Genomic DNA, 25,873 nt, shown 5'->3' with positions numbered 1-25,873 from the left:
ATTCTAAATATAAGAGGGAAGCCCTTAGTTTATCTTCATTTAATTATTGCATTAAAAATTTGAAACCGCCAATGTTTTTTAAGGCGATACCTGTACCACGTACAACTGCACGAAGAGGATCTTCTGCAACGTGAACAGGCAATTTCGTTTTAGCAGCTACACGTTTATCTAAACCACGAAGCAATGCACCACCACCAGTTAAATAAATACCTGTTTGGTAAATATCAGCAGAAAGCTCTGGCGGAGTAATCTCTAAAGCTTTAAGAATAGCCTCTTCGATTTTTGAAATTGATTTATCTAAGCAATGCGCAATCTCAGTATAAGATACGGTGATCTGTTTAGGAACCCCAGTCATCAAGTCTCTTCCCTGTACCGCAAAATCAGCTGGTGGATCCTGTAATTCAGGTAATGCAGCACCAACTTCAATTTTAATTTTTTCAGCAGTACGATCGCCAATCATAATGTTGTGCTGGCGACGGATGTAGTTTACAATATCAGAGTCAAAGTTATCTCCCGCAACGCGGATAGACTGATCACACACAATACCTGATAAAGCGATTACCGCGATCTCAGTTGTACCACCACCTATATCAATGATCATGTTGCCCATTGGTTCTTCCACATCAATACCTATACCTACTGCAGCAGCCATAGGCTCATGGATCAGATAAACCTCTTTAGCACCTGCAATTTCCGCTGAATCTCTTACTGCACGTTTTTCAACTTCAGTAATACCGGAGGGAATACAGATTACCATTCTTAACGAAGGGAACATCCAGCCTTTACCGCCATTTAACATGCGGATCATACCTTTGATCATGGCTTCAGCAGCATTGAAATCAGCAATAACACCGTCTTTAAGTGGTCTAACTGTTCTGATGTTATCGTGGGTTTTACCCTCCATTTGCATGGCCTGCCTGCCAATTGCTATAATTTTATTTGTTTGTCTGTCAAAAGCAACAATTGAAGGTTCATCAACTACTACTTTGTCATTATGTATAATCAAGGTGTTTGCCGTACCTAAATCGATAGCAACTTCTTGTGTAAACCAATTAAATAGACCCATTTATAGGTGATAATTTAAGTATTAAAAATTCTGTGTACTATAGTAATGTAAAACTACGTCTTTTTATTGTATTGAGAGACAAATAAAGTTAGTGTTTGAAATGTCTGATGCCAGTAGTAACCATCGTTATACCTTTTTCATTAGCCATATTTACAGAATCAGCATCTTTAATAGAGCCACCTGGCTGTAAAACTGCAGTAATTCCTGCTTCAGCAGCAATTTCTACACAATCAGGGAACGGAAAAAATGCATCTGAAGCCATTACAGAGCCTTTTAAGTCAAAACCGAAAGCCTCTGCCTTTACAATTGCTTGTTTTAATGCATCAACTCTTGAAGTTTGACCAACACCGCTAGATAATAGCTGATCGTTTTTAACAAATACGATGGTGTTTGATTTTGTATGCTTTACAATTTTATTTGCAAAATGCAGATCAATTAATTCCTGGGCAGTAGGTGCTTTTTCTGTTACAGCGGTCATTTGATCCGGACCTTCGATAACTAAATCCTTATCCTGCTCAATAACTCCGTTTAACAAAGTTTTAAATTGTTTTTTGCTCAATTCTACATCGTTTCTCTGTAAAATTACCCTGTTCTTTTTAGCACGGAAAAGCTCAACAGCTTCAGGCTGATAAGAAGGAGCAATTAATACTTCAAAAAACAATTTATTAATTTCTGTTGCTGTAGCAAGGTCAATCTCTCTGTTGGCAATTAATACACCACCAAATGCAGAAACCGGATCACAAGCTAAAGCTACGTTCCAGGCATCTAAAAGATTTGTTCTTGAAGCTACGCCACAAGCATTTGTATGTTTTAAAATAGCAAATGTAGGCGCCTCAAATTCGTCAATTAATGCAACAGCAGCATCAACGTCAACAAGGTTGTTGTAAGAAAGCTCTTTGCCATTTAATTTAGTGAACATTGCATCTAAATCGCCATAAAACACACCTTGCTGATGTGGGTTCTCGCCATATCTTAAGATTTGTGCTTTGCTGATACTTTGTTTAAATACGTTAAGCGGTTCTTCAATATTGAAATAATTGAAGATTGCAGTGTCGTAGTTAGAAGAAGTATGGAATGCTTTTTTGGCGTATGCTTTACGTTGAGCTAAAGTAGTCTCTCCATTCTGATTTTCCAGTTGCTCCTGTAAAGTTGAATAATCATCTTTAGAAGCAAGGATTACTACATCATTAAAGTTTTTAGCTGCTGCTCTGATCAGTGAGATGCCACCGATGTCTATTTTTTCAATAATTTCTTCTTCAGAACCACCAGCTTTTAGTGTTTCTTCGAAAGGATATAAATCAACAATAACAAGATCTATTTCTGGAATCTCATACTGAGAAATTTGTTCCTGATCTGAAATTAAAGCTCTGCGGTTTAAAATACCACCAAAAACTTTAGGGTGTAAAGTTTTAACTCTTCCGCCTAAAATTGAAGGATAACCCGTAAGGTCTTCAACTGCGGTAACAGGTAAATTTAAATCTTTAATAAATTGTTCTGTACCTCCGGTAGAAAACAATTGAACACCTTGTTTTGCCAGCAGGCGAACTAAAGGCTCTAAACCATCTTTGTAATAAACTGAAATTAAAGCGTTTTTGATCTTTATCGATTGACTCATTAGAGAAAAATTTTGAGCCGCAAAATTAGTTTTTTTAACCGAGAAATTAGTATGCCTAAATAATAAAAATATACTATTTTTTTATCTTTTTAATAATCCCATCTATGATACGGGGATAATGCTGGTGCTCTAATTGCTGGCCTTTAAACTTAATCATTTCCAAATTATCGTCTTTGTCAATACGGTATTTTGCCTGATAAATATATTCTCCTTCATCGTAATTTTCATCAACATAATGTATTGTTATGCCACCTTCAGTTTCCTTGGCAGCCAGTACCGCATTATGTACATGATCTCCATACATTCCTTTTCCGCCAAACTTAGGTAATATAGCAGGGTGTATGTTTACAATACGTCCCGGATATTCATTTATTAAATTTTTAGGGATTAGCCATAAAAATCCTGCTAATACAATCAGATCCACATCCAGATTTTTTAGCAGATCAATAATATTATCGGTTTGATAAAATTCATGTCTGTCAAAAATATGAGAAGGGATTTCAAAATTGTCTGCACGCTGTAGAACGTAGGCATCAGGGTTGTTGGTAAGCACCAATGCAATTTCTACTTCAGGGTTATTTTTAAAATGCTCCATTAGCTTTTGGGCGTTAGATCCTGACCCTGAGGCAAATATGGCTATACGTTTTTTCATGGGGCAATATAAATTGAGGCTATTTATTCTTTTTCAAAGGTAGTAATGTTATCATTATGTCCAAAAATAGCATTTTAAGCGTTTAATGAAAGCTTTTAATTCGGTTTTTTGATTGATAAATATAGCTGTTGGTATTGATCGGCACTGTGTTAGAATGTTGCTGGTTCGACGCTGGTTCGACATTACTTCGCAAAACAGGTGTTTTTTTCGAACAATTGGTGCTCTAAATTCGATTTATCTAATATCTAACATGTATTAATGTGGTATATTGATGATACAAGTATTTATGTTGGAGAAGATTAAAAAAAATATTTATGTTCTGATTTTGCATTTTAAAAACATTAGTTCTATATTTGCAGTCCGAAAAATAAGAAGAAATAAAAGAGCTGGTCTCAACATAAAATATTTTAATAACAAAAAATGGCAAATCATAAATCTTCATTAAAAAGAATTAGAGCAAACGCAACTAAACGTTTACGTAATAGATATCAAGCAAAAACAACTCGTACGTTTATTAAAAGACTGCGTGCTGCTGAAGATAAAAAAACAGGACTAGAATTACTTCCTAAAGTAGTTTCTATGTTAGATCGTTTAGCCAAAAAAAGCGTTATTCACAAAAATAAAGCAGCTAACAACAAATCTAAATTAACTAAGTTTGTTAATAGCTTAAAATAAACATAGCTTTACAATATTGTAAAAGGGATATGCATTGCATATCCCTTTTTTTATGTTCAAAAAAGCGTTCCAATGAAACCATATCAACCAAAACTGGGGATAAAATTATGGGCAGAGGCAGATAGGCCTCGCGAAAAACTATTACTTAACGGCCGCAGGCATTTAACCGATGCCGAGCTTATAGCTATTTTAATTGGTTCTGGAAACAGAAATGAAAGTGCTGTTGATCTAAGCAAACGAATACTTGCCGAGTATGGAAATGATCTGGATGCACTAGGCAAAGTTTCTGTTAAAAGCCTTTCGAACTTTAAAGGCATTGGAGAAGCAAAAGCAATAGCTATAGTTGCCGCATTAGAACTGGGTCGTAGGAGAAAGGATACAGGAGCAACAGAGGTGGTGCATATAGCATCATCAAAGGATGCCTTTGAAATAATGATGCCGGTTTTTGCCGACTTAAATCATGAAGAGTTTTGGATCTTGATCTTAAATACGGCAAATAGGGTAATCGGAAAGCAGATTATTAGCAAAGGTGGGTTGGCAGGTACGGTAGCAGACCCAAAAATTATTTTTAAAACTGCACTTGAACATAACGCAGCTTTTATTATTCTTGCTCATAATCATCCTTCAGGAAATCTGAAGCCCAGCAGTCAGGATTTACAGCTTACAAAGAAGCTGGTAGAGGGAGGGAAGATGCTTGATTTACAAGTATTGGATCATCTTATTCTTGCAGATAAGGGATATTATAGCTTCGGAGATCAAGGGTTAATCTGATAAACATGAATTTTCCCGTTCGTTTTGAGCTTTTTGGTGAGTTATATCATTGGCATTATATTTTTGAAACACTAGCCTTTCTTATAGGCATTAGGGTTTATTATTTCTTAAAGAAAAAGATAGTTGATCCTATTTCTGATGAAAACAGGTTGTGGATTATGCTGGGGGCAATGATTGGTGCACTTATTGGCTCCCGGGTCATTGCTGCGCTTGAGGATCCGGAATCAATAAAACATTTAAGTTTGCTGGCATTCTTCAGTAATAAAACTATCGCAGGAGGTTTTATTGGAGGGTTGTTTGGCGTAGAGCTTATCAAAAAAATTATAGGCGTAAAGATTGCCTCCGGTGATCTTTATGTAATACCAATTATAGTTGCCTTGTTTATTGGGCGCATAGGTTGTTTTTTAATGGGTATAGATGAGCCCACTTTTGGTGTTGAAACACATTTTTTTACGGGGATGGATCTGGGTGATGGTTTAAAAAGACATCCAGTGGCACTCTATGAAATGATCTATATGGTGTTTCTTTTCCTATTCTTTATTTTTTTGAAAAAGAGGCTGATCAATGGCGATCACTTTAAATTGTTTATGGTTTTATATTTTTTATATCGATTTCTGGTAGAATTTATTAAACCGTATCACCCATTGTTTTTGGATTTAAGTGTGATCCATTGGATTTCATTGTTTATATTCAACTATTATTACAAATTTATTCTTCGCATCTCAAATAGCATCCTCAAATGAAAATAAGAAATTATATCTATTACGATTATACAAAAAGTCTGTGTCCGGAATGTCTGGAACTAATAGATGCAAAAATTGTTTTTCAGGATGAGAAGGTTTATATGCTAAAACATTGTAAAACCCATGGCGATAGTAAAGTTGTGATTGCCGACGATGTAGAGTATTACAAGCAGATCAGAAATTACAACAAACAGTCTGAGATGCCTTTGAAATTTAATACCAAGGTACATTATGGTTGCCCATATGATTGTGGCCTCTGTACAGATCATGAACAGCATTCGTGTTTAACAATAATAGAAGTAACAGACCGATGTAATTTAAGTTGCCCAACCTGTTATGCTATGTCTTCTCCGAGTTATGGTAGGCACAGAACTCTTGAAGAAATCAATAAAATGATGGATACGGTAGTGGCGAATGAAGGGGAGCCGGATGTGGTTCAGATTTCTGGAGGCGAGCCAACTGTGCATCCCGACTTTTTTAAAATTCTTGATCTTGCAAAGAGTAAGCCCATTAAACACCTAATGGTAAATACAAATGGAATTAGAATTGCAAAGGATATTAATTTTGTTGAAAAGCTGGCCTCATATATGCCTGATTTTGAAATTTATCTTCAGTTTGACAGTTTTAATGCAGCCGTTTTAACAAAGTTAAGAGGAGAAGACCTTACAGAAGTAAGGAAAAAGGCGATAGATAATTTAAATAAGTTTAATGTTTCGACCACATTGGTGGTAACGTTACAAAAAGGCTTGAATGACCATGAAATTGGTGATATCCTAGATTACGCTTTAAAACAAAAATGCGTGCGTGGAGTAACATTTCAGCCAACCCAGGTTGCCGGCAGAAATGACAATTATAACGATCAGCAGGGAAGGATAACGCTTACAGAGGTTCGTAGGAAAATATATGAACAGTACCCATTGTTTACCCCGCAGGACCTGATTCCGGTGCCTTGTAACCCTGATGCACTTTGTATGGCTTATGCGTTAAAAATTGGGGATGACGTAATACCTATGACACATTTAATTAATCCAGAAGATTTGCTGAACAATTCAAAAAACACCATCGTTTTTGAACATGATGAGAAACTGAAGGAGCATCTGCTGAATTTGTTTAGTACAGGAATATCTGTTGATTGTGCAGAGGGAGAGTTTGGAGAGCTTATGTGTTGTTTGCCAAGAGTAAAATCAGATCATTTGAATTATAATAACCTGTTTCGCATCATTATAATGAACTTTATGGATCCTCTGGATTTTGATGTACGGGCAGTAAAAAAATCATGTGTTCATATTGTGAGTGATAAAATGAAGATCATCCCATTTGAAACAATGAATATTTTTTACAGAGATAATAAAATCGATGATATCAGAGAAAAGTTAAACGAACGTTTTAAATTAATACAGTAATTATGATTGCTCTTCTTTTATTGTATTGGGCAGCTGTTGCCATCATATTTATAGTTGGTATTATCATGATGATTGTAGCGACAGCAAATAACAAACCTGTAAAGCCGGGTCTCAGATTGGTTATTCTATCAGTTATCTTATTAGTAATAGGAGCAGGAGCATGTGCCATTATGTTATCGGGATTGGGAGGTATGCATTAATGGCATTTCTCTTTTAGCATTCCCCTTTAAAATATTATCTTTGCGTTTTCCCAGTATTTCATACTAGATACCAGATAATGAAGATATCATACAATTGGCTTAAACAATTCATACAAACTGATAAAACACCTCAGGAACTTTCTCTTATATTAACAAATATTGGACTGGAAGTAGAAAGCTTAGAAACCGTGCAGCCTGTTGCTGGTGGTTTAGCCGGATTGGTTATAGGTCATGTGTTAACTTGCGTACAACATCCTAATGCAGACCGTCTTCGTGTTACAACCGTTGATGTTGGCGGACCAGATATTTTACAAATTGTTTGTGGTGCTCCAAACGTAGCTCAGGGCCAAAAGGTTGTGGTTGCTACTGTTGGCACTACCGTTTACCCAAATGAAGGGGAGCCTTTTAAAATCAACAAATCAAAAATAAGAGGAGAAGTATCCGAAGGGATGATCTGTGCAGAAGATGAGATTGGTTTGGGCGTTTCTCATGACGGAATACTTGTTTTGCCAGCCGATACTGCAATTGGTATTTCTGCTAAAGAATATTTTAAGCTGGAAGATGATTATCTTTTTGAAATAGGTTTAACACCTAACAGGGCAGATGCTGCTTCGCACTTAGGTGTAGCAAGAGATTTAGCTGCTTATTTGCGTAAAAGTATTCAGATGCCTGACGTTTCTGGCTTTAAAACGAATAATGAAAACCTTAAAATTGAAGTTAAGGTTGAAGATACGAATGCTTGTCCGCGTTATAGCAGTGTTACCATAAGTGGAGTTACTGTCAAAGCTTCTCCAGATTGGCTTCAGGATAAATTAAAAGTAATAGGTATCAGACCCATCAATAACATTGTAGATATAACCAATTATGTTTTACATGATCTGGGTTTACCACTTCATGCTTTTGATGCTGATCAGATAAAAGGTGCTAAAGTTTTTGTTAAGAAATGTGCTGAAGGAACACCTTTTGTAACGCTTGATGGGGTTGAGCGTAAGCTTTCTGCTGAAGATTTGATGATCTGTAATGCAGAAGAACCTATGTGTATTGCAGGGGTTTTTGGAGGCAAAACCTCGGGAATAACTGATGCCACTAAAAATGTATTCCTGGAAAGTGCCTATTTCGACTCTGTTTCTGTGCGTAAAACGTCTAAACGCCATGGTTTAAAAACAGATGCTTCGTTCAGGTATGAGCGTGGTGCTGATCCAGAAATAACAACTTTTGCTTTAAAACGTACAGCGCTATTAATTCAGGAATTGGCAGGCGGTGAAATCGCTTCGTCGGTTTCAGATGTTTACGCTAATCCTATAAAGCCTTTTGATGTTGAAGTTAGCTATCAGAACATCAATAAATTAATTGGAGCTAATATTCCCGATGCAGAAATTAAAGATATAATTACTGCATTAGGCATTGAAGTGGCCAAAGAAACCACCGAAGGTTTGGAGCTTAAAGTGCCAAGCTTTAAAGTTGATGTAACCCGCGAATGCGATGTTACTGAAGAGGTTTTAAGGATTTATGGCTATAATAATATTGAGATTCCTAGTAAAATAAATGCATCACTATCTTATGGCACTAAGCCAGATAAAGAGCAAACACAGCATGTTATTGCTGATATGTTAACTGCTAACGGCTTTTTAGAGATCTGGTGTAATTCATTAACAAAGGGAGCTTATTCAAAAGTGCCTGAAGAAGCAGTACAGATCTTAAATCCATTAAGTTCAGATTTAAATGTAATGCGCCAGGAATTGCTGTTGCCTGCCCTGGAGAGTGTTGCTTATAATTTAAACAGGAAAACTGCTGATATTAAATTTTATGAATTTGGTAAAACCTACCATTTGATAAATGAGAAATATGTAGAGCGCCCAAGGTTATTAATTGTGTTGTCAGGTTCTAATCAATCTGAGCAATGGAACCATAAAGCCTCGCCGGTAAGTTTTTATAATTTAAAAGCTGCAGTTGATGCCGTTATTGGTCGCCTTGGCATAACAAACTATCAAACTGAAGAAGTTAAAAATGAAAGCTTTGCTTTTGGTTTAAAATACTTTAGAGGTGATAAAGCAATTGTAACTTTTGGAGCTGCAACAGCTGCTGATAAAAAGAAAGCTGATATTGATAAAGATGTTTATTATGCAGATTTTGATTGGGCACAGCTTTTAGATATTATAAAGAAAAATAAAATTATAAATAAAGAAGTTCCTAAGTATCCATTAGTAAGAAGAGACTTATCTATGCTGGTAGATACTAATGTGACTTTTGATGATTTAAAGACCATAGCATTCAAAACAGAGCGGAAATTGATTAAGAATGTACAGGTGTTTGATGTGTACGTTGGAGATAAACTACCTGCAGGAAAGAAATCATATGCACTTAATTTTACCCTTCAGGATGAAGAGCAAACATTAACGGATAAGCAGATTGATTCCGTTATGCAAAAGATTATATCTAACTTAGCGCAAACAGCGAAAGCAGAAATCAGAAAATAAGTAAGTGTTTTCTGAAAAAATAATATTTTAAATAAAAAACAACTTTAGTAGAATGTCTTCTGTAGCAGATCAGTTAAATTCAGTATTGCAAAAAACAACTCGTTTAATAGAGCTTTGTAATGCTTTGCAGGAAGAAAATGATTTATTAAAGCTTGAGAACCAGTCAGTAAAAGTTGCCCTTGATACATCAAAAAACAAGAACACTGAGCTTGAGGAAAAGCTTAGAGTTTTGAAGCTTGCGAAAAGTATTGAAGGAACAAGTGAAAAGACACTTGATATAAAGCAAAAAATTAACGATTTTGTGCGTGAAATAGATAAGTGTGTTGTATTACTTAAGAAATAAGGAATACTTGAAAAAGTGAAACAAAGCTAAAAAATGGGAGAAATCTCTATAAAAATAACTATTTCCGATCGTATTTACCCCTTAAAGGTCAATACAGAAGAGGAAGAAATTGTAAGGCGAGCAGCCAAGATTATTAACGAGCGCATAAAAGATTATCAGGAAAATTATGCCGTTCGCGATAAACAGGATTTGCTTTCTATGGCAGTACTGCACTATGCAACGGCAGTGTTGAGAGTAGAAAACAAAGTCCAGGATCAAGATACTGCTGTTGCCGAGAAGGTGGAAGAATTGGATAGTTTATTAAATGATTTTTTTTCGAAATAAGATCGTTCTTTATATTAGTTAAGACAACAAAGATATTAGCCGCAGCTAGGTTTTTGAGTTTCATTATTTTTAAAACTTAACACTTCAATATTTATAGGATTAAGAAGGTGTATTTCATTTGCATTTATGTACCTGAAAATGACTTAAATCCTAATTATAATTAGTTGAGGTTTTTAAAACTTTGGGGCTCAATAAAGTTAGTTGCGGTTTTTTTTTAAACGAATTTTTAACAGTGATGCAGCGTGTATGAGCTGATTTATATAGAAAAATAGAATGGAAATATTAGGATACGTACTTGCCGGATTAGTAATCGGCATTTTAATAGGCAGATATCTGCTGCGTAGCCTGCTTAAGAAGCAGGAAATTGCAGTTCAGAGCAAGGTAAAGAAGATACTTAAGGATGCGGAAAGTAACGCTGAGATCTTAAAGAAAGACAGATTGCTAGAGGCAAAAGAGAAATTCCTCCAAATGAAATCTGAGCACGAGCAAGAAGTAAATTCCAAAAATAACCAGATCAATCAACGAGAGAATACTTTAAAACAAAAAGAACAGTCTTTAAACCAGAAGCTTGAAAACGCTACCCGCAAAGATCAAGAACTTGATAATCATAAAAAGAACCTTGAAAAGCAAACTGAAATTGCATTAAAGAAACAAGAAGAAGTTGAATTGTTGAAAAACCAACATGTAAAGCAATTGGAAACTATTGCAGGTTTAAGTGCTGATGAAGCAAAAAGCCAGTTGGTTGAAACAATGAAACAGGAGGCACGCACACAAGCAATGATCCAGGTTAAGGATATTGTTGATGAAGCTAAGCTTACTGCAACAAAAGAAGCAAAGAAAGTTGTTATACAAACCATACAGCGTACTGCAGTTGAGGCTGCTATTGAGAATACGGTTTCAGTTTTTCATATCGAAAGTGACGAAATTAAAGGACGTGTTATTGGGCGAGAGGGTCGTAATATCCGCGCTTTAGAAGCTGCAACAGGTATTGAGATTATTGTAGATGATACTCCTGAAGCAATTATCTTATCAGGATTTGATCCGGTAAGAAGAGAGATAGCGCGTTTGGCTTTACACCGTTTGGTAACTGATGGTAGAATTCATCCGGCCCGTATTGAAGAGGTTGTTGCTAAAACCAAGAAGCAGATTGAGGATGAAATTGTAGAGATAGGAGAGCGTACTGTAATTGATTTGGGTATCCACGGGTTACATCCTGAATTGATCAGAATGGTTGGTCGTATGCGTTACCGTTCATCTTACGGACAAAATTTATTACATCACTCACGTGAGGTTGCTAACTTCTGTGCTACTATGGCGGCAGAACTTGGTTTAAATGCAAAAATGGCAAAACGTGCAGGTCTGTTACATGATATAGGTAAGGTGCCAGATGATAATCCAGAATTACCTCACGCTATTTTAGGTATGCAACTGGCTGAGAAGTATAAGGAACATCCTGAAATTTGTAATGCTATTGGAGCTCACCATGACGAGATAGAAATGACTTCAATGATATCTCCTATTGTACAGGCTTGTGATGCCATATCAGGTGCACGTCCGGGTGCTAGACGTGAGGTAGTTGAAAGCTATATTAAACGATTAAAAGAGTTGGAAGAGCTTGCGCTTTCTTATCCGGGTGTAGAGAAAACATTTGCGATACAGGCAGGTAGAGAGCTTAGGGTTGTGGTTGAAAGTGAAAGGGTAACTGATCAGCAGGCAGAACTATTGGCAGCTGACATCTCGAACCGCATTCAAACAGAGATGACTTATCCAGGTCAGATTAAAGTAACTGTAATAAGAGAGACCAGATCTGTTTCTTTTGCGAAATAGCATAAGCGAACCTGCAATTATTACTGCAGGCTATTAATATTTTATAAAAGCGACGGTTTATTCTGTCGCTTTTTTTATTTTTACTCAGTAAACTTATAACGATATGAAAACGGAGCAAAGAAGTGAGGTAGATGTCCTTTTTGATAAATATGCCGAAAGCCATCAAAACCCTTCAAATGAAATTATTCACTGGATTTGTGTTCCTCTAATTGTGTTTAGTTTATTAGGTTTGGTTTGGGCCATTCCTTTTCCGCATATCGGATTTTTGGGAAGGTACAATGGATACCTGAACTGGGCTTCGTTCTTAATCGCCTTTTCTGTTTATTACTATTTAAAGCTTTCTCCTGTATTGTCGTACCTGATGCTGTTGCTCATTTTTGGAATGAGTATGATCATTGTTCAGCTAGAGAAATGGGAGGCCAGTGGTGGACCAGCATTGTGGCTGGTGTGTTTGGTGATTTTTGTAATTGCATGGATAGGGCAGTTTATAGGGCACAAGATTGAAGGAAAGAAGCCTTCGTTTTTAGATGATGTTAAGTTTCTATTAATCGGACCGATTTGGTTATTGCACTTTATTTGCAAAAAAGTAGGGCTAAGATACTGAGCCTAATGCTACTTAACATAGGGTTAACACTCTGGTAAACGAATGGTAATTTACACCTAACATATACCTAACATTGTGGTAATAGCTTTGCTGGAAATTAATATACGGCAAATTGAAATCACAACTAAATCTTAAAAAGGCAATAATTACGGCCTTATTTGTAATTATCGGCACAGCAGTATTTGCACAAACGGGCAAAATTTCAGGAAAGGTATCTGATAAGAAAACCGGTGAAACACTTATTGGTGTTACGGTTAAGATAAAAAATACCCCCAAAGGTATGGCTACAGATGTTGATGGTAAATATTCATTAACAGGATTGGCTACTGGAAAATACACTTTAATATTTCAATATGTTGGTTACAATGGAAAAGAGATCAGTGATGTTGAAGTAACCTCTGGAAAAAATACAATATTCGATATAATCCTTGATGAAGCAGGCGGTCAAAACCTGAATGAAGTAGTTATTCAGGGGAGTTTTAAAAAGGAAAGTGTAAATGCACTTTATGCTCAGCAAAAGAATAGCGCGGTAATCTCTGATGGTATTTCATCAGAATTAATTAAACGCTCTCCAGATAAAAATACTTCGGATGTTCTAAAAAGGGTAAGTGGAGCTACAATTCAGGATAATAAATTTGTTGTTATCCGTGGTTTAAGTGATAGGTATAACACTGCGATGCTTGATGGAGCTTCATTGCCAAGTACTGAACCAAATAGAAAGGCTTTTTCGTTTGATATTGTGCCTTCGAACTTGGTAGATAATCTAATTATTAGTAAAACAGCCACACCAGATCTTCCAGGAGATTTTACCGGTGGAGCTGTTCAGATTACTACTAAAGATATACCTGATCAGAATTATATTACATTAAGTGGTGGGGTTGGCTATAATACAGCATCGACTTTTAAAGACTTCTTTAGTGGCCCTCGAAATGCAACCGATTATTTTGGTTTTGATGATGGTAAAAGAAAGCTACAATCAAGTTTTCCTTCTACAAATAGACTAGCAGCAGGCCTTACTTATGAGCAAAATATCAAAGCGATAAGAACGCTTCCTCAAGACTGGTCGATCTATAACATGACCGCATTGCCAACTCAAAACTATCAGTTTACTTTAGGTCGGGTTAAGGATTTAAAGGATAATAGGAAATTCGGAGCTATAGTTTCATTAACTTATCGTAATGCACAAAGCATAACTAGAGACGCTGTACGTGATTTTTATGAGTATAATTATTTGGATAATTCTTATAAATTCTCTACAAACGTAGGTGCCCTTGCTAATTTTGCATACACTTATGGTAAGAGTAAAATTACCTTCAAAAATATTTATAATAGAATATTTGACGACCAATATACTAGTAGAACTGGAACCAATGGAAGTTCTGGAACAGATAACAAATTTTTTGCTTTTGACCTAATTCAGAAATCTTTATTCAAATCAACACTAGAAGGTAATCATCAGCTAGGGGCAAGAAATGCAAAGATTAATTGGTCAGTAGGCTTCAGTAACGTATTAAATGATCAACCAGATCAACGTAAGATCAATTATTCTAAAAATATTTCTGATCTGGATAAACCTGAAATTGCTTACACAGCTAACGTTTTAAATATTGGTAAAGAAAACACAAGATTGTTCTCTACCCTAAAAGAGAATGGATACACTGGTTCAGTAAATTATTCTTTACCCGTTAATTTATTTAAAGAGACATCGACACTTAAAGTTGGACTAGCTTCATCTTACCGTGATCGTAATTTTGATGTTCGCTTCCTTGGATTACAGTTAGGGTTCAATAACGAAAATGTTGAGGCCATAAGAGCAAGACCACTAAAAACATTATTTGGCAAGGATTTAATTGAGAGTGGTGCTTATACGCTAAGTGAAATTCCAAACTCTGGAGATATCTATACAGCTAATTCACTTACGAATGCAGGCTATGCTATGTTAGATAATAAATTTGGCGAGAAGGCAAGATTAGTTTGGGGAGTAAGAACGGAAATGTTCAATGTAAACTTAAAAACACTTGACCCAAGTAATAAACCAGTTAAACAGGATTATTTTGACGTTTTACCTTCATTGAATTTTACTTATAGCCTAACGGAAAAAATAAATTTAAGGGCATCATATTACCGTACATTGGCACGTCCTGAATTTAGAGAACTTGCCCCATTTCAATATTATGATTATGAACAACTTGCCTTTCAGCAAGGAAATCCAAATCTGAAGCGTGCTCAGGTTAATAATGCAGATATTCGTTTTGAACTATATCCTTCGGCAGGTCAGATTATTTCTGTATCCGCATTTTATAAGCAATTTAATAATGCCATTGAATCTCTAAATGAGGATTACAATTCTACAAGAACAATTACTTATTTCAATTCTGATAAGGCGGATGTTTATGGGTTAGAGTTTGAAGTTAGAAAGTCTCTTGATTTTATAGCAGAGAATGAATTTATGAAAAATACTACTGCCTATGCCAATTTAGCTTTGATTAAATCTAAAGTAACAAATCCGGAAAATACAGGGGTAGTTTATTTAGAAAAAAGTCGCCAAATGGTAGGACAGGCTCCTTATACTATAAATGCTGGCTTGCAACATGCTTTTCTTAATAATAAAATGAACTTCAATATTTTGTATAACAAGGTAGGCCGTAGAATTATAGCAGCTGGGGGCTCTAGATTCCCTAGCATCTGGGAAGCACCAAGAAATGTTTTAGATCTACAATTAGGAATGAAGGTATTTAAAAATAAGGGTGAATTTAAAATCAATGCCGGAGATATCCTAAACAACAATAATATTTTATACTACGATAATAACATGAACAAGAAGTATGAAATGAATGGAGAGGATGAAACAATCAATAGATATAAATTGGGTAGCAATTACTCCTTGTCTTTCTCTTACACGCTTTAATGTTAAATCATTGTTAATTGACTTTAATAATGCTTAATGTTTATTTAAACATATAGTAATATACAGGTAAATCACGCTTAATATCTTTGAAACAACAAATTAAAAATAAAGAAATGAAAAAACAGTTATTAATATCAGCTTTAAGTGTGCTTGTTTTTTTTGCAAGCTGCTCAAAGAATGATTCAGATGAAGGAATCATAAATCCTCCAACTACAGAAGGAGTTGTTACCGTAACAGGAGATGTTGCTACAAGCACTACATGGACTGCTGATAAAATATATCTTTTAAAAGGCAATGTTTATGTAACTGGAAATGCTACTCTTACTATTCAGCCAGGGACAATCATTAAAGGTGATAAAGCTTCTAAAGGTTCATTAGTTATTACACGTGGTTCTAAAATCGAGGCTGTAGGTACAGTTGACAAGCCGATTGTATTTACTTCAAATCAACCTGCTGGTGGTCGTGCTCAAGGTGATTGGGGTGGATTAGTTTTATTAGGAAAAGCAAAAAACAATATCGGTACAGGTGTTAAAATAGAAGGTATTGCTGATGCTACTGATAAGGCACTACACGGAGGTACTGATGATGCTGATAATTCAGGAACTCTGAAATATATTCGTATTGAATATGCTGGTATTGCCTTAGGTCCTGATAATGAAATCAACGGTCTTACTTTTGGAAGCGTTGGTTCAGGTACTACTATTGATTATGTTCAGGTTTATCGTTCAGGAGATGATGCTTTTGAATGGTTCGGTGGAACAGTAAATGCAAAACACTTACTTTCAGTTGGAACATGGGATGATGATTTTGATACTGATAATGGCTATTCTGGAAAGGTTCAATTTGCTTTAGCACAACGTGTGGCTACAATTGCTGACTTCTCTGGCTCAAATGGTTTTGAATCTGATAATGATGGAAATGGATCAAATAATGTTCCTCAAACATCTGCTATTTTTTCTAACGTAACTATATTAGGTCCTGTTGACGTAGCTGGTGCTGGAAATATAAATGCTAACTATCAACATGCTGCTCAAATTCGTCGTAACTCATCAATAAGCATCTTTAATTCAGTATTAGCTGGATATACAGAGGGTGTTTATTATGATGATACGAAGGTTACTACAGCTGGTGCTACTTATGCTAACTTTGTGGCAGGTAAATCTGTATTTGCTAACAATCTAGTATTAGGAAGTAATAGTAAATCAAATCAAATTAAAGGTGCTGCTGGTATATTGGCTGCATTAACTACTTCTTTGACTTCAAATAATACTTTTACTCCTGATGCTTATGCTTCATCAGTTATTACTGATCCTTACAAGTTTTCACCTGATTTAGTTGCTGCAGCTAAACAAGGTACTCCTAACTTTACTGTAGTTGCAGGTTCTGCCGCTGCTAACGGAGCTTTGTACACAAATGTAAAAGTTGCTGATGCTTTTTTCGAGAAAGTTGCTTATAGAGGTGCTTTTGGTACAACTGATTGGACTGCTGGTTGGGCTAATTATAATCCTCAGGTATTACCTTATACAACTCCTGGAGCTGTAAAATAATATTCAAATCATAACATTTTTGATAGGTCTTTTTGCACATCGCAAAAAGGCCTTTTTATTTAACATAAACTTAACCTGAATTCTGTAGCGGTAATAGATGGCTGAGCGTATAGTTGTAAACAATAAGATTATGAGAAAAATAACTATTCAACTGTTGATGGTAATGACAACCATTTTGATCGGTGTTTCCTGCACGAAAGACAAAGGAAAAATTATTAAGGATGAAATAGATGAAAAAAATCTAACACCTTGTCCCGAAAAAGCAAGTTGTCAATATCTATTTACTGAAGATGCAGATTTAAATGAAGCTGGTTCAGGATTAATAACCGGCCCTTATCGACTATTTTGGGCAGATATACAGACCCCAGGTGTTAGAACAACGCTCTACATAAAGGCGCCAATGGAAGGAAAAACTTTTTCATTTAACAAGCAAGCTATTTTAGATGGAAAAGTAAAGTTAATCAGGAGTTGTGCAGCTTGCCTGATGACACCGTTTAGGCTAATAGAAGATGGATATGTTAAAGGAATTAATTTAAGACCTGATAAACAAGCAGACCAAACAAGGTGGTTATTAGAGGCAGAGATTATTTTGGAAGCAATCGGACAGCCAGCAAAGCGAGATACTTTACATGTAAAGCAATATTTTGACCCAAATTTTGTTTTTAATTAGGCTTTAGTGTTTCGGCTCATAAGCATAAACTACTTGATAGGGGATCTTTTTTAGTTCGGCAGACATTTTCCCAATACCAAGATCCTCTTTCTGTGGTGTTGGTTCACAAATAGAATAGGTCTTGCCTTTATAAACTATAGGGTCGCCGCCTACAGGTGTGTCAAACTGAACTGCCATAGTGATATGGGTAGGGTACAGCAGAGCAATCATTGGAACATTATAGATCTCCTTTACCAGATAAAAAAACAAGGCTGCTCTATCATCGCAGTCACTATATTTAGAGAAGAGCGTCTCTTCCGGAGAGAGTCGCTTTTCTTTTCCAAAATTCTCTTCATCATTTTCATATAAGAATGCATATCTGGTAAAACGCATCAGGTAATCAATCCCTTTTTTTTGTTTCATTCCACTCACATTTTTTTTAAGGAGGGGAATTAAGGAACCATAAGTTTCTTTGCTAAGGGGGATATTAAAATACGATTCAAAGTCAACCACCGGGTAGTTGGCAAAAATAATTTCTACATCAGGATTTAGCTTAATGTTGAAATGATAGGTTTTATGTTTATAGCTGAACTGAATCTGTTTTTCATAATAGTCTTCAGGCTTAAAATCAGGCATTCTGGTTACTTTGTAAGAAAAGGCCTCTTTAGCTTCAGGGATGCTGATCATATCGTGAGGAGGTACCTTATTTAAATCTGCATATGCATAATCATGATGGTTTAAGCACATGTATTTTTTGTTTTTGAACATGACGAAAGGTATATCAGAAATATCCTCATCATTAAAAACATAGAATATGATCCGGTTATCTGCAATGGTAAGTCTGGCGTCGTATCCCGATTTACCTAAAAGAAACCATTTGTAAAAAGTATAGCGCTCATAGTTATCTTTTTTAGGGCTAATCTGCTGAGCTGTTTTTCTGATTAGTTGATAATAAAGCCAATCGTTTAGCTGGTGTTTCCCCTTGTAATCAGTAAGCGTTTTTATTATTGATGAGTACTTGCCGGCATTTACTTTGTTGTAGCTCGATTTAATGTATTGTTCTGAAAGGTCTGTGGGGGCATTTACAATTATAGATGAATCGACTTCAAGGTTGAAGGTGTCATTGTAAAACTCAAAACTAATATTGTAGCTATTATTCTGACTGTACGCAAGTTGCGTAACCAGTAGTAAAATTAGTGTACCGAATATTTTTAGCAAACGGCCCATGACTCTGTGGATTAATTAATATTATGGTAACATTAAATATACACAGAATTAACAGTAGTTGCATATTAAGTTTTCGGCTTTAAAAAATTATATAGTAATCAATAGTTAACAAGCACTTAACATCACGCCAGTACTTTTGTGGCATAAATATTTGGTTAGTATTTATATACGTTTAGGTTTAGTTGATACAAAAAGCCCCGATGGATGTCAGGGCTTTTGTTATTAAAAATTCTTACCAATCTTCTCTAGCATTTCAGGTGGGATATTTTGCATATCCACTACTAAAAAGCCATCAAGACAATCAGAAAATTTAGGATCAATATTGAAACAAATGATTTTGGCATTAAGATTCATATACTGCCTAAGTAATACAGGTATCTTAATGTGAGAGTTCTCAATGTCAGATATTAAGCTGTCAAGGTCTTTTAAGGAATCACTGCTTTCAATTAACAGATCCTTATCAATCGCAGAAAGATCTGCTTTAAATTTATTTTTAGGCTTTACATAATGCGCCAGCTCATAATCAAAGTGGTTCTTTGTAATATAGTCTACAATTAAAGACTTGGAGAACTTTGAGAAATTATTGCTGATACTTACCGGGCCAAACATGTAGCGATAGTGAGGATTATCCAGAAGGTATTTTAAAATACCTTTCCATAACAAGAAAAGAGGAAGTGGTTTCTGCTGATATTCTTTTCGGATCCACGATCTGCCCAATTCAATTCCACGTCTTAAGATCGGATAAAAAGGCTCTTTGATTTTGAAGAGTTCTGATAGATAGAACCCACGTCTGCCCATGGTATTTAAAATCTCATCTCCCTTACCGATACGATAAGCACCTACGATATTTTGCAGGTCTTTATCCCAGATGAAAAGATGGTTGTAATAAATATCGTAGTTGTCGAGATCAATCTTTTTATTTGTTCCTTCTCCAACTTCTCTAAAGGTTATTTCCCTTAAACGGCCAATTTCCCTTAAAATATTTGGAATGGCTACCGTAGGGGCAATATATACTTCGTAGTTCTTTTCTTGCCATACCCTGAAGTTTTCGAGCTGATCAACTTCTTCTACAATTTTATTCCTATCCGTTTCAACAATAACTTCTTCTGGCTTTTTCTTTATTTTAAACAGATTGATTGGGTTGAACAATTTCTTTTCTTGTTCTAAACCGGTTCCAAGGGCATAGGTACGTGCCCTAAGAAAATCAAGTAGTTTATTGGTGTTATTTCTGTAAGAAACATCTTCTATATTAATAGGCTTACCAATTCTTACTTTTATTTTTAAACCTTGTTTGTTTAAAAATTCTGAAGGTAATTTAGCTGTTCTTAACGTAGGATGGATAAAGCTAAGGATATTGAATAAAACCCCGTTGTTGCCATGGAAATAGATTGGTACTACAGGTAATTTAGCCCTGGCAATTAATTTACCTACTACCGGGTGCCATATCCTATCTGTAATTTCCTGCTTATCTAAACTAAAGGTTGAAACCTCACCTGCGGGAAATATTCCTATTGGTGTACCGCTTTGAAGGAGGTCGAAAGTAGCTTTTAAGCCACTTATGCTTGAGGTGTGCTGAACGTTTTCAAAAGGATTTACTGCTACAAAGAACTCACTTAGATTGGGAATCTTTTTAAGTATAAAATTAACCATCACCTTTGCCTCGGGCCTTACGGTACAAAGTAATTTTACAAGTGCAAGACCTTCGACACCGCCATATGGGTGATTTGCTATTGCAATAAAACCTCCGGTTTTGGGTATGTTTTTAAGGTCGTCTTCATCAAAATCGATACTAACGCCTATGGTTTCTAAAATCTTATCGACAAATTCTAAACCACTAAAATGCTCATTCTGCGAAAAAACTTTGTTGATGTCATTAAGTTTCATCATCTCCATGAGTAAAGCAGCAAGTCCGGGTACGCCCAGTTTATCTATTTTAGTAGCTTTTGCAAACTCTTGGGTAGTTATGATCTTCATTTAAATTCCAGTTTGTGAAACATTATCCAACCTCAAAAGTAAGATTTATATTTTTAATCGTTGGCGACATACTAAAATATAATACTAATCCTATTATGGTTGTTATTTATAATATTCTGCTATAGATTAGGCAATGAGAAAATGGTTGAATGCTTATTTTGATTTTAGTAAACAGGAATTTAATGGTCTTTTAGTTCTAATAGTGCTTATAGTATTAATTAGTGCTACTCCTTATTTATACAGCTTTGTGACGCCAGAACCGGATAATTCAGTAGCCGAACAATTAGCCATTAAAAGGTTAGTGCTACCGGTTAATAAGTCTTCCGTTTTTAACAGTAGAAAATTAAAGTACAATGTTAAAAAAGAACATCATTATTCTTTGTTCGTGTTTGATCCGAATACTATAAATGTTGATGATTGGCAAAGACTGGGCCTGTCTTTTAAGCAATCTGCAGCTATTTTAAAATATTTAGAGAAAGGAGGGAAGTTTAGAAATGTAGAAGATCTGAAGAAAATGTATACGATTACTGAGAAAATGTACGAAAGGTTATCTCCTTATGTACGAATTGAGGATAAGTATGCTGGAAATACTAAAGTGCCGGAGAAGAGTTTTAAGAATAATGTCAACAGCCCAGTTTCCAGAGCGCGCAAAATAATAGAAATGAATGGGGCAGATAGTGCAGCCCTTATTGAGATAAAAGGAATTGGGCCGGCTTTTGCCAGGAGGATAATAAAATACAGGGAACGTATTGGAGGCTTTTATAAAAAGGAGCAGCTGCTTGAAGTATTTGGACTGGACTCAGTAAAATATGAGGAGATCAGGAATCAGGTTTCTGTGGATGATCAAAAATTGAAAAGAATTAACGTTAATGCTACAAGGTTAGAGGATTTTAAAGGACATCCATATATAAGGTATAAACAGGTAAATGCTATTATTGAATATAGAAAACAACACGGAAATTATAGTAATATTGCTGACTTAAATAAGGTTGCTATTTTAGACCCGGAAACGGTTGAGCGTTTGGCGCCTTACCTTACTTTTTAGTCATGATAGAATCAAGAATAAAACAAACTGTACGCGATGTACAAGACTTTCCAAAACCAGGAATCATTTTTAAAGATATAACTCCGATACTAAAGGATCCGGGCTTGTGCATGGATATTACAGCCGCGTTGGCTAAACAACTTTCGAATGTGGCCATTGATGTGGTTGCAGGTATAGAGAGCCGGGGCTTTTTGTTTGGCCCATCTTTGGCTCAGCTGTTAAATGTGCCTTTTATCCCTATTAGAAAGGCAGGGAAGTTGCCTTACAAAACGATGCAGGAATCATATGATCTGGAATATGGCAGTGCAACCATAGAGTGTCATCAGGATGCATTGCTTAAAGGACAAAGGGTTTTAATTCATGATGATCTACTGGCCACGGGGGGAACGGTTGTAGCGGCATCAAAACTTGTGATGCAAATGGAAGCAACGGTAGCCGCTTATTCTTTTATTATATCGTTGGATTTTTTAAATGGCAGGAAGAGATTGACCCCTTATGGAAGTGAGGTTTTTTCTTTAGCCTCTTACTAGTTCTCTTAAACGATTAAATTGCTGGCTTGATATAAACATAAGATCAGTAGAGAAATTGCAATTAATTTTAAAATTAGAATAGAAAAGCGAGGGGTAAGACTAGGCATAATTTTGCAGCTTTTTTTTGTATGCTGAAATGAGAGGTATTTTTTTTAAACTTGTTGCAAAATTAGCAGTGCTTTTAATTGAAATCAACTGAGTAAATACGCAGGTTTTAATGAAAGGATTTCTCAAAATTGATATAAAATGAAATCAAAAGGGAATTTTGGAGACTATTCAAGGAACTTTATTACAGATGTTCCTGCCGACTTAGAGAGCGAACAAGCATTGTTCTTTGAACAAACTATCCCCAGGTTTGCTGAAGAAGCCATTTATATCTATTCATTTAAAGAGAACAGAATGATTTTTGCCAGCGGATGGGAAGAGGTGGTTGGTTATAAAGATGATGAAATAAATATGCTGGCAATAGTAAATATGTCGGCCCCTGAATTTGCTCCCTTCTCACATGACCTTAATGATAAGGCCCTCAAATTTATTCATAACAAGTCAAAAGACCTGGAGAAGTATAGCTTTACTATAGAGCTTAAAAAGATACATAAAAACGGTCAGGAAGTTCCTATCTCTGCAAGGGTAGGTGTTTTTAGTTCTGAGAATGGTAAAATCGAATCTATTATCGGTCGTTTTCAAATTAACAGGAGTCTTATTTTTGGAAAAATAATGAGATATGCGGCTTATGGCCCTGATAAGGAAAAATTTGAAGAGGAATTAAACAAGATATTGTTTTACCATCTGGCTATATCCAATAAAGAGAAGGAGGCACTTTCGCTTGTGGCAAAAGGCTATTCCTTCAAAGAAATTGCCCATGAATTGGGTGTTTCGCACTCAGCAATTGAAAAAAGGATAATTCCACTGTACAAGCGCTTTGATGTTAAAAGTTTAACACACCTGGTAAGCTTTGCGTATGACAATAACATACTTCCTTAATTAAACTGCATCGAGGTTTACGGTTGTAATATTTGATTTCTCTACACCTATATTTTCTAATAATGTTTCCCAGCGTTCTTCAGCGTGCCTGTCTGGGTCATCATTACCCATAACCCAGATAATACTTTTTTCTTTGATAGCTTTTTTATTTAATTCGCCACAGTTTAAATTATTAAGTATCGTGTAGAATTGTTTTGCGCTTAAAATATCGTCTTGTACATTTCCGCCAGGATTAATATCGTCAATAACTAATAAAGAAGAGTTTCTCCACGACCAAGCCCCAGGCTTTGTAATCGGCGGGTTATCTTCATTCTCGAAAAATAAACAGAGTAGTTTTACGGCAGTAATGTAGCTGCAACTGTTATTTTTAATAGATGACTCCGTTGCAATTCCGACTGATAGCATTGTTTTGCCACTGCCTCTGGAGCCAAATAGCAACATATGTTTTCCTGGTTCATTGTGCTTGAGGAAGTCTAAAATCAATGCTTTGTTGTCTTCTTTTATTCGTTGGTTCCATTGACTTAGTCGTAACTGAAAAGGATAATCGGCATTTTGGATAAACATTTTTGTGGTGTACCAATAGTAGAAGGGGTAAATAACCAATAATACTAACACAATAAGACCAATTAACATACCTTTGTGAAACTCACAGATGAGACTTGCAGCAAGTGCACCCATTCCAAAATAAACCAGATCTGTTAAAGTATCGAACGCAACATTTGTCCATGCTGGCTGAAATGTGTATTTGCCTGTTCCAAGAGCCTTACGTATTGATTCTGTTTTAAACAATAACGGCCATAGGAAATTAAAAAGTTCAAACAAAATCCAGCCAGCCCAAACACCAAATGCCGCCCACAATTCAGGCTGAGACATATTTGTCTTTGCTTTAAGTACATTATAAAGCAGTATTGTTGGAATAAAACCTAAAGAAAAGTGACCAAACTGGTTTGCCAGCCAGGAGTAAGTAAGCGTTACTCCTCTGTAAGAATCTTTGCCTATAAGGTCGTTCTTTAATTGAGCGACAAGAGCTTTTACGGTAATGGACTTCATGAGATGCTTTATTTAGATAGTTCTAAGGGGGTAAAGCTAAAAAAAAATAAAAAAAGTTTTTAGCGTATTTGACTTACTTAAAATAAGGAGGTAAGGTTAATGAACTAAATACCATTTCGTTCTATTATTCTGCAAATTTAAACTTGTGTTTCTGTTGTTTTATTTGTTTATAATTGTCGGGATTCAATCGATAAAATTATGTTAGAAACAATGGATAATTCTGTAGGCTATAACTTTAGCATCTCAGAAAATCAGGAAATGATAAGAAAGGTGGTACATGATTTTGCGGAGAAGAATATTCGTCCAAATGTAATGGAGTGGGATGAAGTGCAGCATTTTCCGATAGATGTTTTTAAAAAACTTGGCGAATTAGGTTTGATGGGAGTTCTTGTTCCTGAGGTTTATGGTGGATCTGGTTTGGGCTATCAGGAATATGTAGATGTGATTGTAGGGGTATCTAAAGTTTGCGGTTCAATAGGTCTTTCTTTAGCGGCTCATAATTCTTTATGTACTGGTCATATCCTGGCTTTTGCTAATGAGGAACAAAAAATGAGATGGTTGCCTAAATTAGCAACAGCAGAATGGATAGGAGCATGGGGCTTAACCGAAGCAAATACAGGATCTGATGCTTTGGGGATGATGACAGTTGCTACACTGGATGGAGATGAATATGTTATTAATGGCTCTAAAAACTGGATTACTCATGGTAAGACCGGAGATATTGCAGTTGTTATGGCCAGAACAGGTGAAAAAGGAGATTCTAATGGGGTTTCGGCTTTTGTTGTTGAAAGAGGAACGCCAGGGTTTGCAGCAGGCAAGAAGGAGAATAAATTAGGTATGAGAGCATCGGAGACAACTGAAATGATATTTGACAATTGCCGTGTTCCAAAAGAAAATCTTTTAGGGAATATAGGCGGAGGCTTTAAGCAGGCAATGAAAGTTTTAGATGGTGGACGAATCTCTATTGCAGCGCTGGCACTAGGTATTGCAAAAGGTGCTTATGAGGCAGCTGTTGCTTATGCTAAACAACGACATCAATTCGGGCAACCCATAGCAAGTTTTCAGGGCATTAGCTTTAAGCTGGCAGACATGGCTACTGAGATTGAGGCTGCGGAGCTGTTGATTAGACAGGCTGCCGATTTAAAGAATCGTGGTTTACCTATGACCAAAGAATCTGCTATGGCTAAATATTTTGCTTCGGAAGTTGCTGTAAGAACGGCAACAGAGGCAGTGCAGATTTTTGGAGGCTATGGTTATAC

At 35.9% G+C, this 25,873-nt stretch carries 23 protein-coding genes; 17 read left to right on the top strand and 6 right to left on the bottom strand.

What is annotated here, in order from left to right; genetic code table 11:
- Positions 1 to 43: 43 nt before the first annotated feature.
- The 3 genes from AC1DDK_RS06850 to purN all read right to left on the bottom strand — a co-directional run bounded on the left by AC1DDK_RS06850 (position 44) and on the right by purN (position 3,333).
- A complete protein-coding gene (locus AC1DDK_RS06850) occupies positions 44 to 1,066 on the bottom strand; it encodes a rod shape-determining protein (protein ID WP_048907325.1) in 1,023 nt (340 codons plus the stop codon).
- 88 nt (positions 1,067 to 1,154) lie between these two features.
- Complete coding sequence (gene purH, locus AC1DDK_RS06845; RefSeq protein ID WP_288882238.1) at positions 1,155 to 2,681, bottom strand: bifunctional phosphoribosylaminoimidazolecarboxamide formyltransferase/IMP cyclohydrolase; 1,527 nt, start codon at positions 2,679 to 2,681, stop codon at positions 1,155 to 1,157.
- Positions 2,682 to 2,754: 73 nt separating this feature from the next.
- Entirely contained in the window at positions 2,755 to 3,333 is a 579-nt protein-coding gene (gene purN, locus AC1DDK_RS06840) for a phosphoribosylglycinamide formyltransferase (RefSeq protein WP_172661245.1), read from the bottom strand.
- A gap of 420 nt (positions 3,334 to 3,753) precedes the next feature.
- Between purN and rpsT the strand changes: the two genes are divergently transcribed.
- The 13 genes from rpsT (at position 3,754) to AC1DDK_RS06775 (ending at position 17,825) form a co-directional block, all read left to right on the top strand.
- On the top strand, positions 3,754 to 4,008 hold the full coding sequence (rpsT, locus tag AC1DDK_RS06835; protein WP_048907321.1) for a 30S ribosomal protein S20: 255 nt from the start codon (positions 3,754 to 3,756) through the stop codon (positions 4,006 to 4,008).
- 72 nt (positions 4,009 to 4,080) lie between these two features.
- On the top strand, positions 4,081 to 4,779 hold the full coding sequence (gene radC, locus AC1DDK_RS06830) for a RadC family protein (RefSeq protein WP_172661244.1): 699 nt from the start codon (positions 4,081 to 4,083) through the stop codon (positions 4,777 to 4,779).
- Between the two features lie 5 nt (positions 4,780 to 4,784).
- Complete coding sequence (locus AC1DDK_RS06825; RefSeq protein WP_288882239.1) at positions 4,785 to 5,522, top strand: prolipoprotein diacylglyceryl transferase; 738 nt, start codon at positions 4,785 to 4,787, stop codon at positions 5,520 to 5,522.
- Entirely contained in the window at positions 5,519 to 6,925 is a 1,407-nt protein-coding gene (locus tag AC1DDK_RS06820; RefSeq protein WP_172661242.1) for a radical SAM protein, read from the top strand. Before AC1DDK_RS06825 ends, AC1DDK_RS06820 begins: the two co-directional genes overlap by 4 nt.
- Positions 6,926 to 6,927: 2 nt before the next feature.
- Positions 6,928 to 7,125 carry a hypothetical protein gene (locus tag AC1DDK_RS06815; RefSeq protein ID WP_048907319.1) on the top strand — a complete coding sequence of 66 codons (198 nt, stop codon included), beginning with the start codon at positions 6,928 to 6,930 and terminating at the stop codon, positions 7,123 to 7,125.
- 77 nt (positions 7,126 to 7,202) lie between these two features.
- Positions 7,203 to 9,602 (top strand): phenylalanine--tRNA ligase subunit beta, encoded by a 2,400-nt coding sequence (gene pheT / locus AC1DDK_RS06810; RefSeq protein WP_337717155.1) that lies wholly within the window; start codon positions 7,203 to 7,205, stop codon positions 9,600 to 9,602.
- A gap of 52 nt (positions 9,603 to 9,654) precedes the next feature.
- On the top strand, positions 9,655 to 9,945 hold the full coding sequence (locus tag AC1DDK_RS06805; protein ID WP_048907317.1) for a hypothetical protein: 291 nt from the start codon (positions 9,655 to 9,657) through the stop codon (positions 9,943 to 9,945).
- Between the two features lie 33 nt (positions 9,946 to 9,978).
- Entirely contained in the window at positions 9,979 to 10,269 is a 291-nt protein-coding gene (locus AC1DDK_RS06800) for a cell division protein ZapA (protein WP_068891351.1), read from the top strand.
- A gap of 273 nt (positions 10,270 to 10,542) precedes the next feature.
- Positions 10,543 to 12,096 carry a ribonuclease Y gene (rny, locus tag AC1DDK_RS06795; protein WP_048907315.1) on the top strand — a complete coding sequence of 518 codons (1,554 nt, stop codon included), beginning with the start codon at positions 10,543 to 10,545 and terminating at the stop codon, positions 12,094 to 12,096.
- 103 nt (positions 12,097 to 12,199) lie between these two features.
- Positions 12,200 to 12,700: an Mpo1 family 2-hydroxy fatty acid dioxygenase gene (locus AC1DDK_RS06790; RefSeq protein ID WP_172661239.1), complete on the top strand. Its 501-nt coding sequence runs from the start codon at positions 12,200 to 12,202 to the stop codon at positions 12,698 to 12,700.
- A 112-nt stretch (positions 12,701 to 12,812) separates the two neighbouring features.
- On the top strand, positions 12,813 to 15,608 hold the full coding sequence (locus tag AC1DDK_RS06785) for a TonB-dependent receptor (protein ID WP_084498422.1): 2,796 nt from the start codon (positions 12,813 to 12,815) through the stop codon (positions 15,606 to 15,608).
- Between the two features lie 86 nt (positions 15,609 to 15,694).
- A complete protein-coding gene (locus AC1DDK_RS06780; RefSeq protein ID WP_246269578.1) occupies positions 15,695 to 17,155 on the top strand; it encodes a hypothetical protein in 1,461 nt (486 codons plus the stop codon).
- A gap of 130 nt (positions 17,156 to 17,285) precedes the next feature.
- On the top strand, positions 17,286 to 17,825 hold the full coding sequence (locus AC1DDK_RS06775) for a hypothetical protein (protein ID WP_172661238.1): 540 nt from the start codon (positions 17,286 to 17,288) through the stop codon (positions 17,823 to 17,825).
- 3 nt (positions 17,826 to 17,828) lie between these two features.
- Here the strand turns inward: AC1DDK_RS06775 and AC1DDK_RS06770 are convergent, their stop codons facing one another.
- Positions 17,829 to 19,031: a hypothetical protein gene (locus AC1DDK_RS06770; protein WP_337717153.1), complete on the bottom strand. Its 1,203-nt coding sequence runs from the start codon at positions 19,029 to 19,031 to the stop codon at positions 17,829 to 17,831.
- Positions 19,032 to 19,253: 222 nt separating this feature from the next.
- Complete coding sequence (locus AC1DDK_RS06765; protein WP_172661236.1) at positions 19,254 to 21,005, bottom strand: lysophospholipid acyltransferase family protein; 1,752 nt, start codon at positions 21,003 to 21,005, stop codon at positions 19,254 to 19,256.
- Between the two features lie 133 nt (positions 21,006 to 21,138).
- On the opposite strand from AC1DDK_RS06765, the gene AC1DDK_RS06760 reads away from it, so the two are divergent.
- The 3 genes from AC1DDK_RS06760 (at position 21,139) to AC1DDK_RS06750 (ending at position 23,564) form a co-directional block, all read left to right on the top strand.
- Positions 21,139 to 22,050, top strand: a complete 912-nt coding sequence (locus tag AC1DDK_RS06760; RefSeq protein WP_288882251.1) for a ComEA family DNA-binding protein — start codon at positions 21,139 to 21,141, stop codon at positions 22,048 to 22,050.
- 2 nt (positions 22,051 to 22,052) lie between these two features.
- A complete protein-coding gene (locus AC1DDK_RS06755) occupies positions 22,053 to 22,580 on the top strand; it encodes an adenine phosphoribosyltransferase (protein WP_172661233.1) in 528 nt (175 codons plus the stop codon).
- Positions 22,581 to 22,826: 246 nt separating this feature from the next.
- Positions 22,827 to 23,564, top strand: a complete 738-nt coding sequence (locus AC1DDK_RS06750) for a LuxR C-terminal-related transcriptional regulator (RefSeq protein WP_172661232.1) — start codon at positions 22,827 to 22,829, stop codon at positions 23,562 to 23,564.
- On the opposite strand, the gene AC1DDK_RS06745 is transcribed toward AC1DDK_RS06750, so the two are convergent.
- Complete coding sequence (locus tag AC1DDK_RS06745) at positions 23,565 to 24,614, bottom strand: DUF2238 domain-containing protein (RefSeq protein ID WP_172661231.1); 1,050 nt, start codon at positions 24,612 to 24,614, stop codon at positions 23,565 to 23,567.
- A gap of 198 nt (positions 24,615 to 24,812) precedes the next feature.
- On the opposite strand from AC1DDK_RS06745, the gene AC1DDK_RS06740 reads away from it, so the two are divergent.
- The coding region (locus AC1DDK_RS06740; protein WP_477633871.1) for an acyl-CoA dehydrogenase family protein at positions 24,813 to 25,873 on the top strand (1,061 nt) is incomplete at its 3' end.

The sequence above is a fragment of the Pedobacter sp. 05T44 genome, assembly GCF_056395985.1.
Note: the sequence above shows the minus strand (reverse complement) of the source record. Positions and strands in the feature narration are given on the sequence as shown.

What these genes read in the sequence shown, in the direction of transcription:
- pheT (WP_337717155.1), top strand. Translation starts at nt 7,203, where the DNA reads ATGAAGATATCATACAATTGGCTTAAACAATTCATACAAACTGATAAA.
- AC1DDK_RS06775 (WP_172661238.1), top strand. Translation starts at nt 17,286, where the DNA reads ATGAGAAAAATAACTATTCAACTGTTGATGGTAATGACAACCATTTTG.
- AC1DDK_RS06760 (WP_288882251.1), top strand. Translation starts at nt 21,139, where the DNA reads ATGAGAAAATGGTTGAATGCTTATTTTGATTTTAGTAAACAGGAATTT.
- rny (WP_048907315.1), top strand. Translation starts at nt 10,543, where the DNA reads ATGGAAATATTAGGATACGTACTTGCCGGATTAGTAATCGGCATTTTA.
- AC1DDK_RS06825 (WP_288882239.1), top strand. Translation starts at nt 4,785, where the DNA reads ATGAATTTTCCCGTTCGTTTTGAGCTTTTTGGTGAGTTATATCATTGG.
- radC (WP_172661244.1), top strand. Translation starts at nt 4,081, where the DNA reads ATGAAACCATATCAACCAAAACTGGGGATAAAATTATGGGCAGAGGCA.
- purN (WP_172661245.1), bottom strand. Translation starts at nt 3,333, where the DNA reads ATGAAAAAACGTATAGCCATATTTGCCTCAGGGTCAGGATCTAACGCC.
- purH (WP_288882238.1), bottom strand. Translation starts at nt 2,681, where the DNA reads ATGAGTCAATCGATAAAGATCAAAAACGCTTTAATTTCAGTTTATTAC.
- AC1DDK_RS06745 (WP_172661231.1), bottom strand. Translation starts at nt 24,614, where the DNA reads ATGAAGTCCATTACCGTAAAAGCTCTTGTCGCTCAATTAAAGAACGAC.
- AC1DDK_RS06765 (WP_172661236.1), bottom strand. Translation starts at nt 21,005, where the DNA reads ATGAAGATCATAACTACCCAAGAGTTTGCAAAAGCTACTAAAATAGAT.
- AC1DDK_RS06850 (WP_048907325.1), bottom strand. Translation starts at nt 1,066, where the DNA reads ATGGGTCTATTTAATTGGTTTACACAAGAAGTTGCTATCGATTTAGGT.
- AC1DDK_RS06815 (WP_048907319.1), top strand. Translation starts at nt 6,928, where the DNA reads ATGATTGCTCTTCTTTTATTGTATTGGGCAGCTGTTGCCATCATATTT.
- AC1DDK_RS06820 (WP_172661242.1), top strand. Translation starts at nt 5,519, where the DNA reads ATGAAAATAAGAAATTATATCTATTACGATTATACAAAAAGTCTGTGT.
- rpsT (WP_048907321.1), top strand. Translation starts at nt 3,754, where the DNA reads ATGGCAAATCATAAATCTTCATTAAAAAGAATTAGAGCAAACGCAACT.
- AC1DDK_RS06790 (WP_172661239.1), top strand. Translation starts at nt 12,200, where the DNA reads ATGAAAACGGAGCAAAGAAGTGAGGTAGATGTCCTTTTTGATAAATAT.
- AC1DDK_RS06800 (WP_068891351.1), top strand. Translation starts at nt 9,979, where the DNA reads ATGGGAGAAATCTCTATAAAAATAACTATTTCCGATCGTATTTACCCC.
- AC1DDK_RS06755 (WP_172661233.1), top strand. Translation starts at nt 22,053, where the DNA reads ATGATAGAATCAAGAATAAAACAAACTGTACGCGATGTACAAGACTTT.
- AC1DDK_RS06750 (WP_172661232.1), top strand. Translation starts at nt 22,827, where the DNA reads ATGAAATCAAAAGGGAATTTTGGAGACTATTCAAGGAACTTTATTACA.
- AC1DDK_RS06770 (WP_337717153.1), bottom strand. Translation starts at nt 19,031, where the DNA reads ATGGGCCGTTTGCTAAAAATATTCGGTACACTAATTTTACTACTGGTT.
- AC1DDK_RS06805 (WP_048907317.1), top strand. Translation starts at nt 9,655, where the DNA reads ATGTCTTCTGTAGCAGATCAGTTAAATTCAGTATTGCAAAAAACAACT.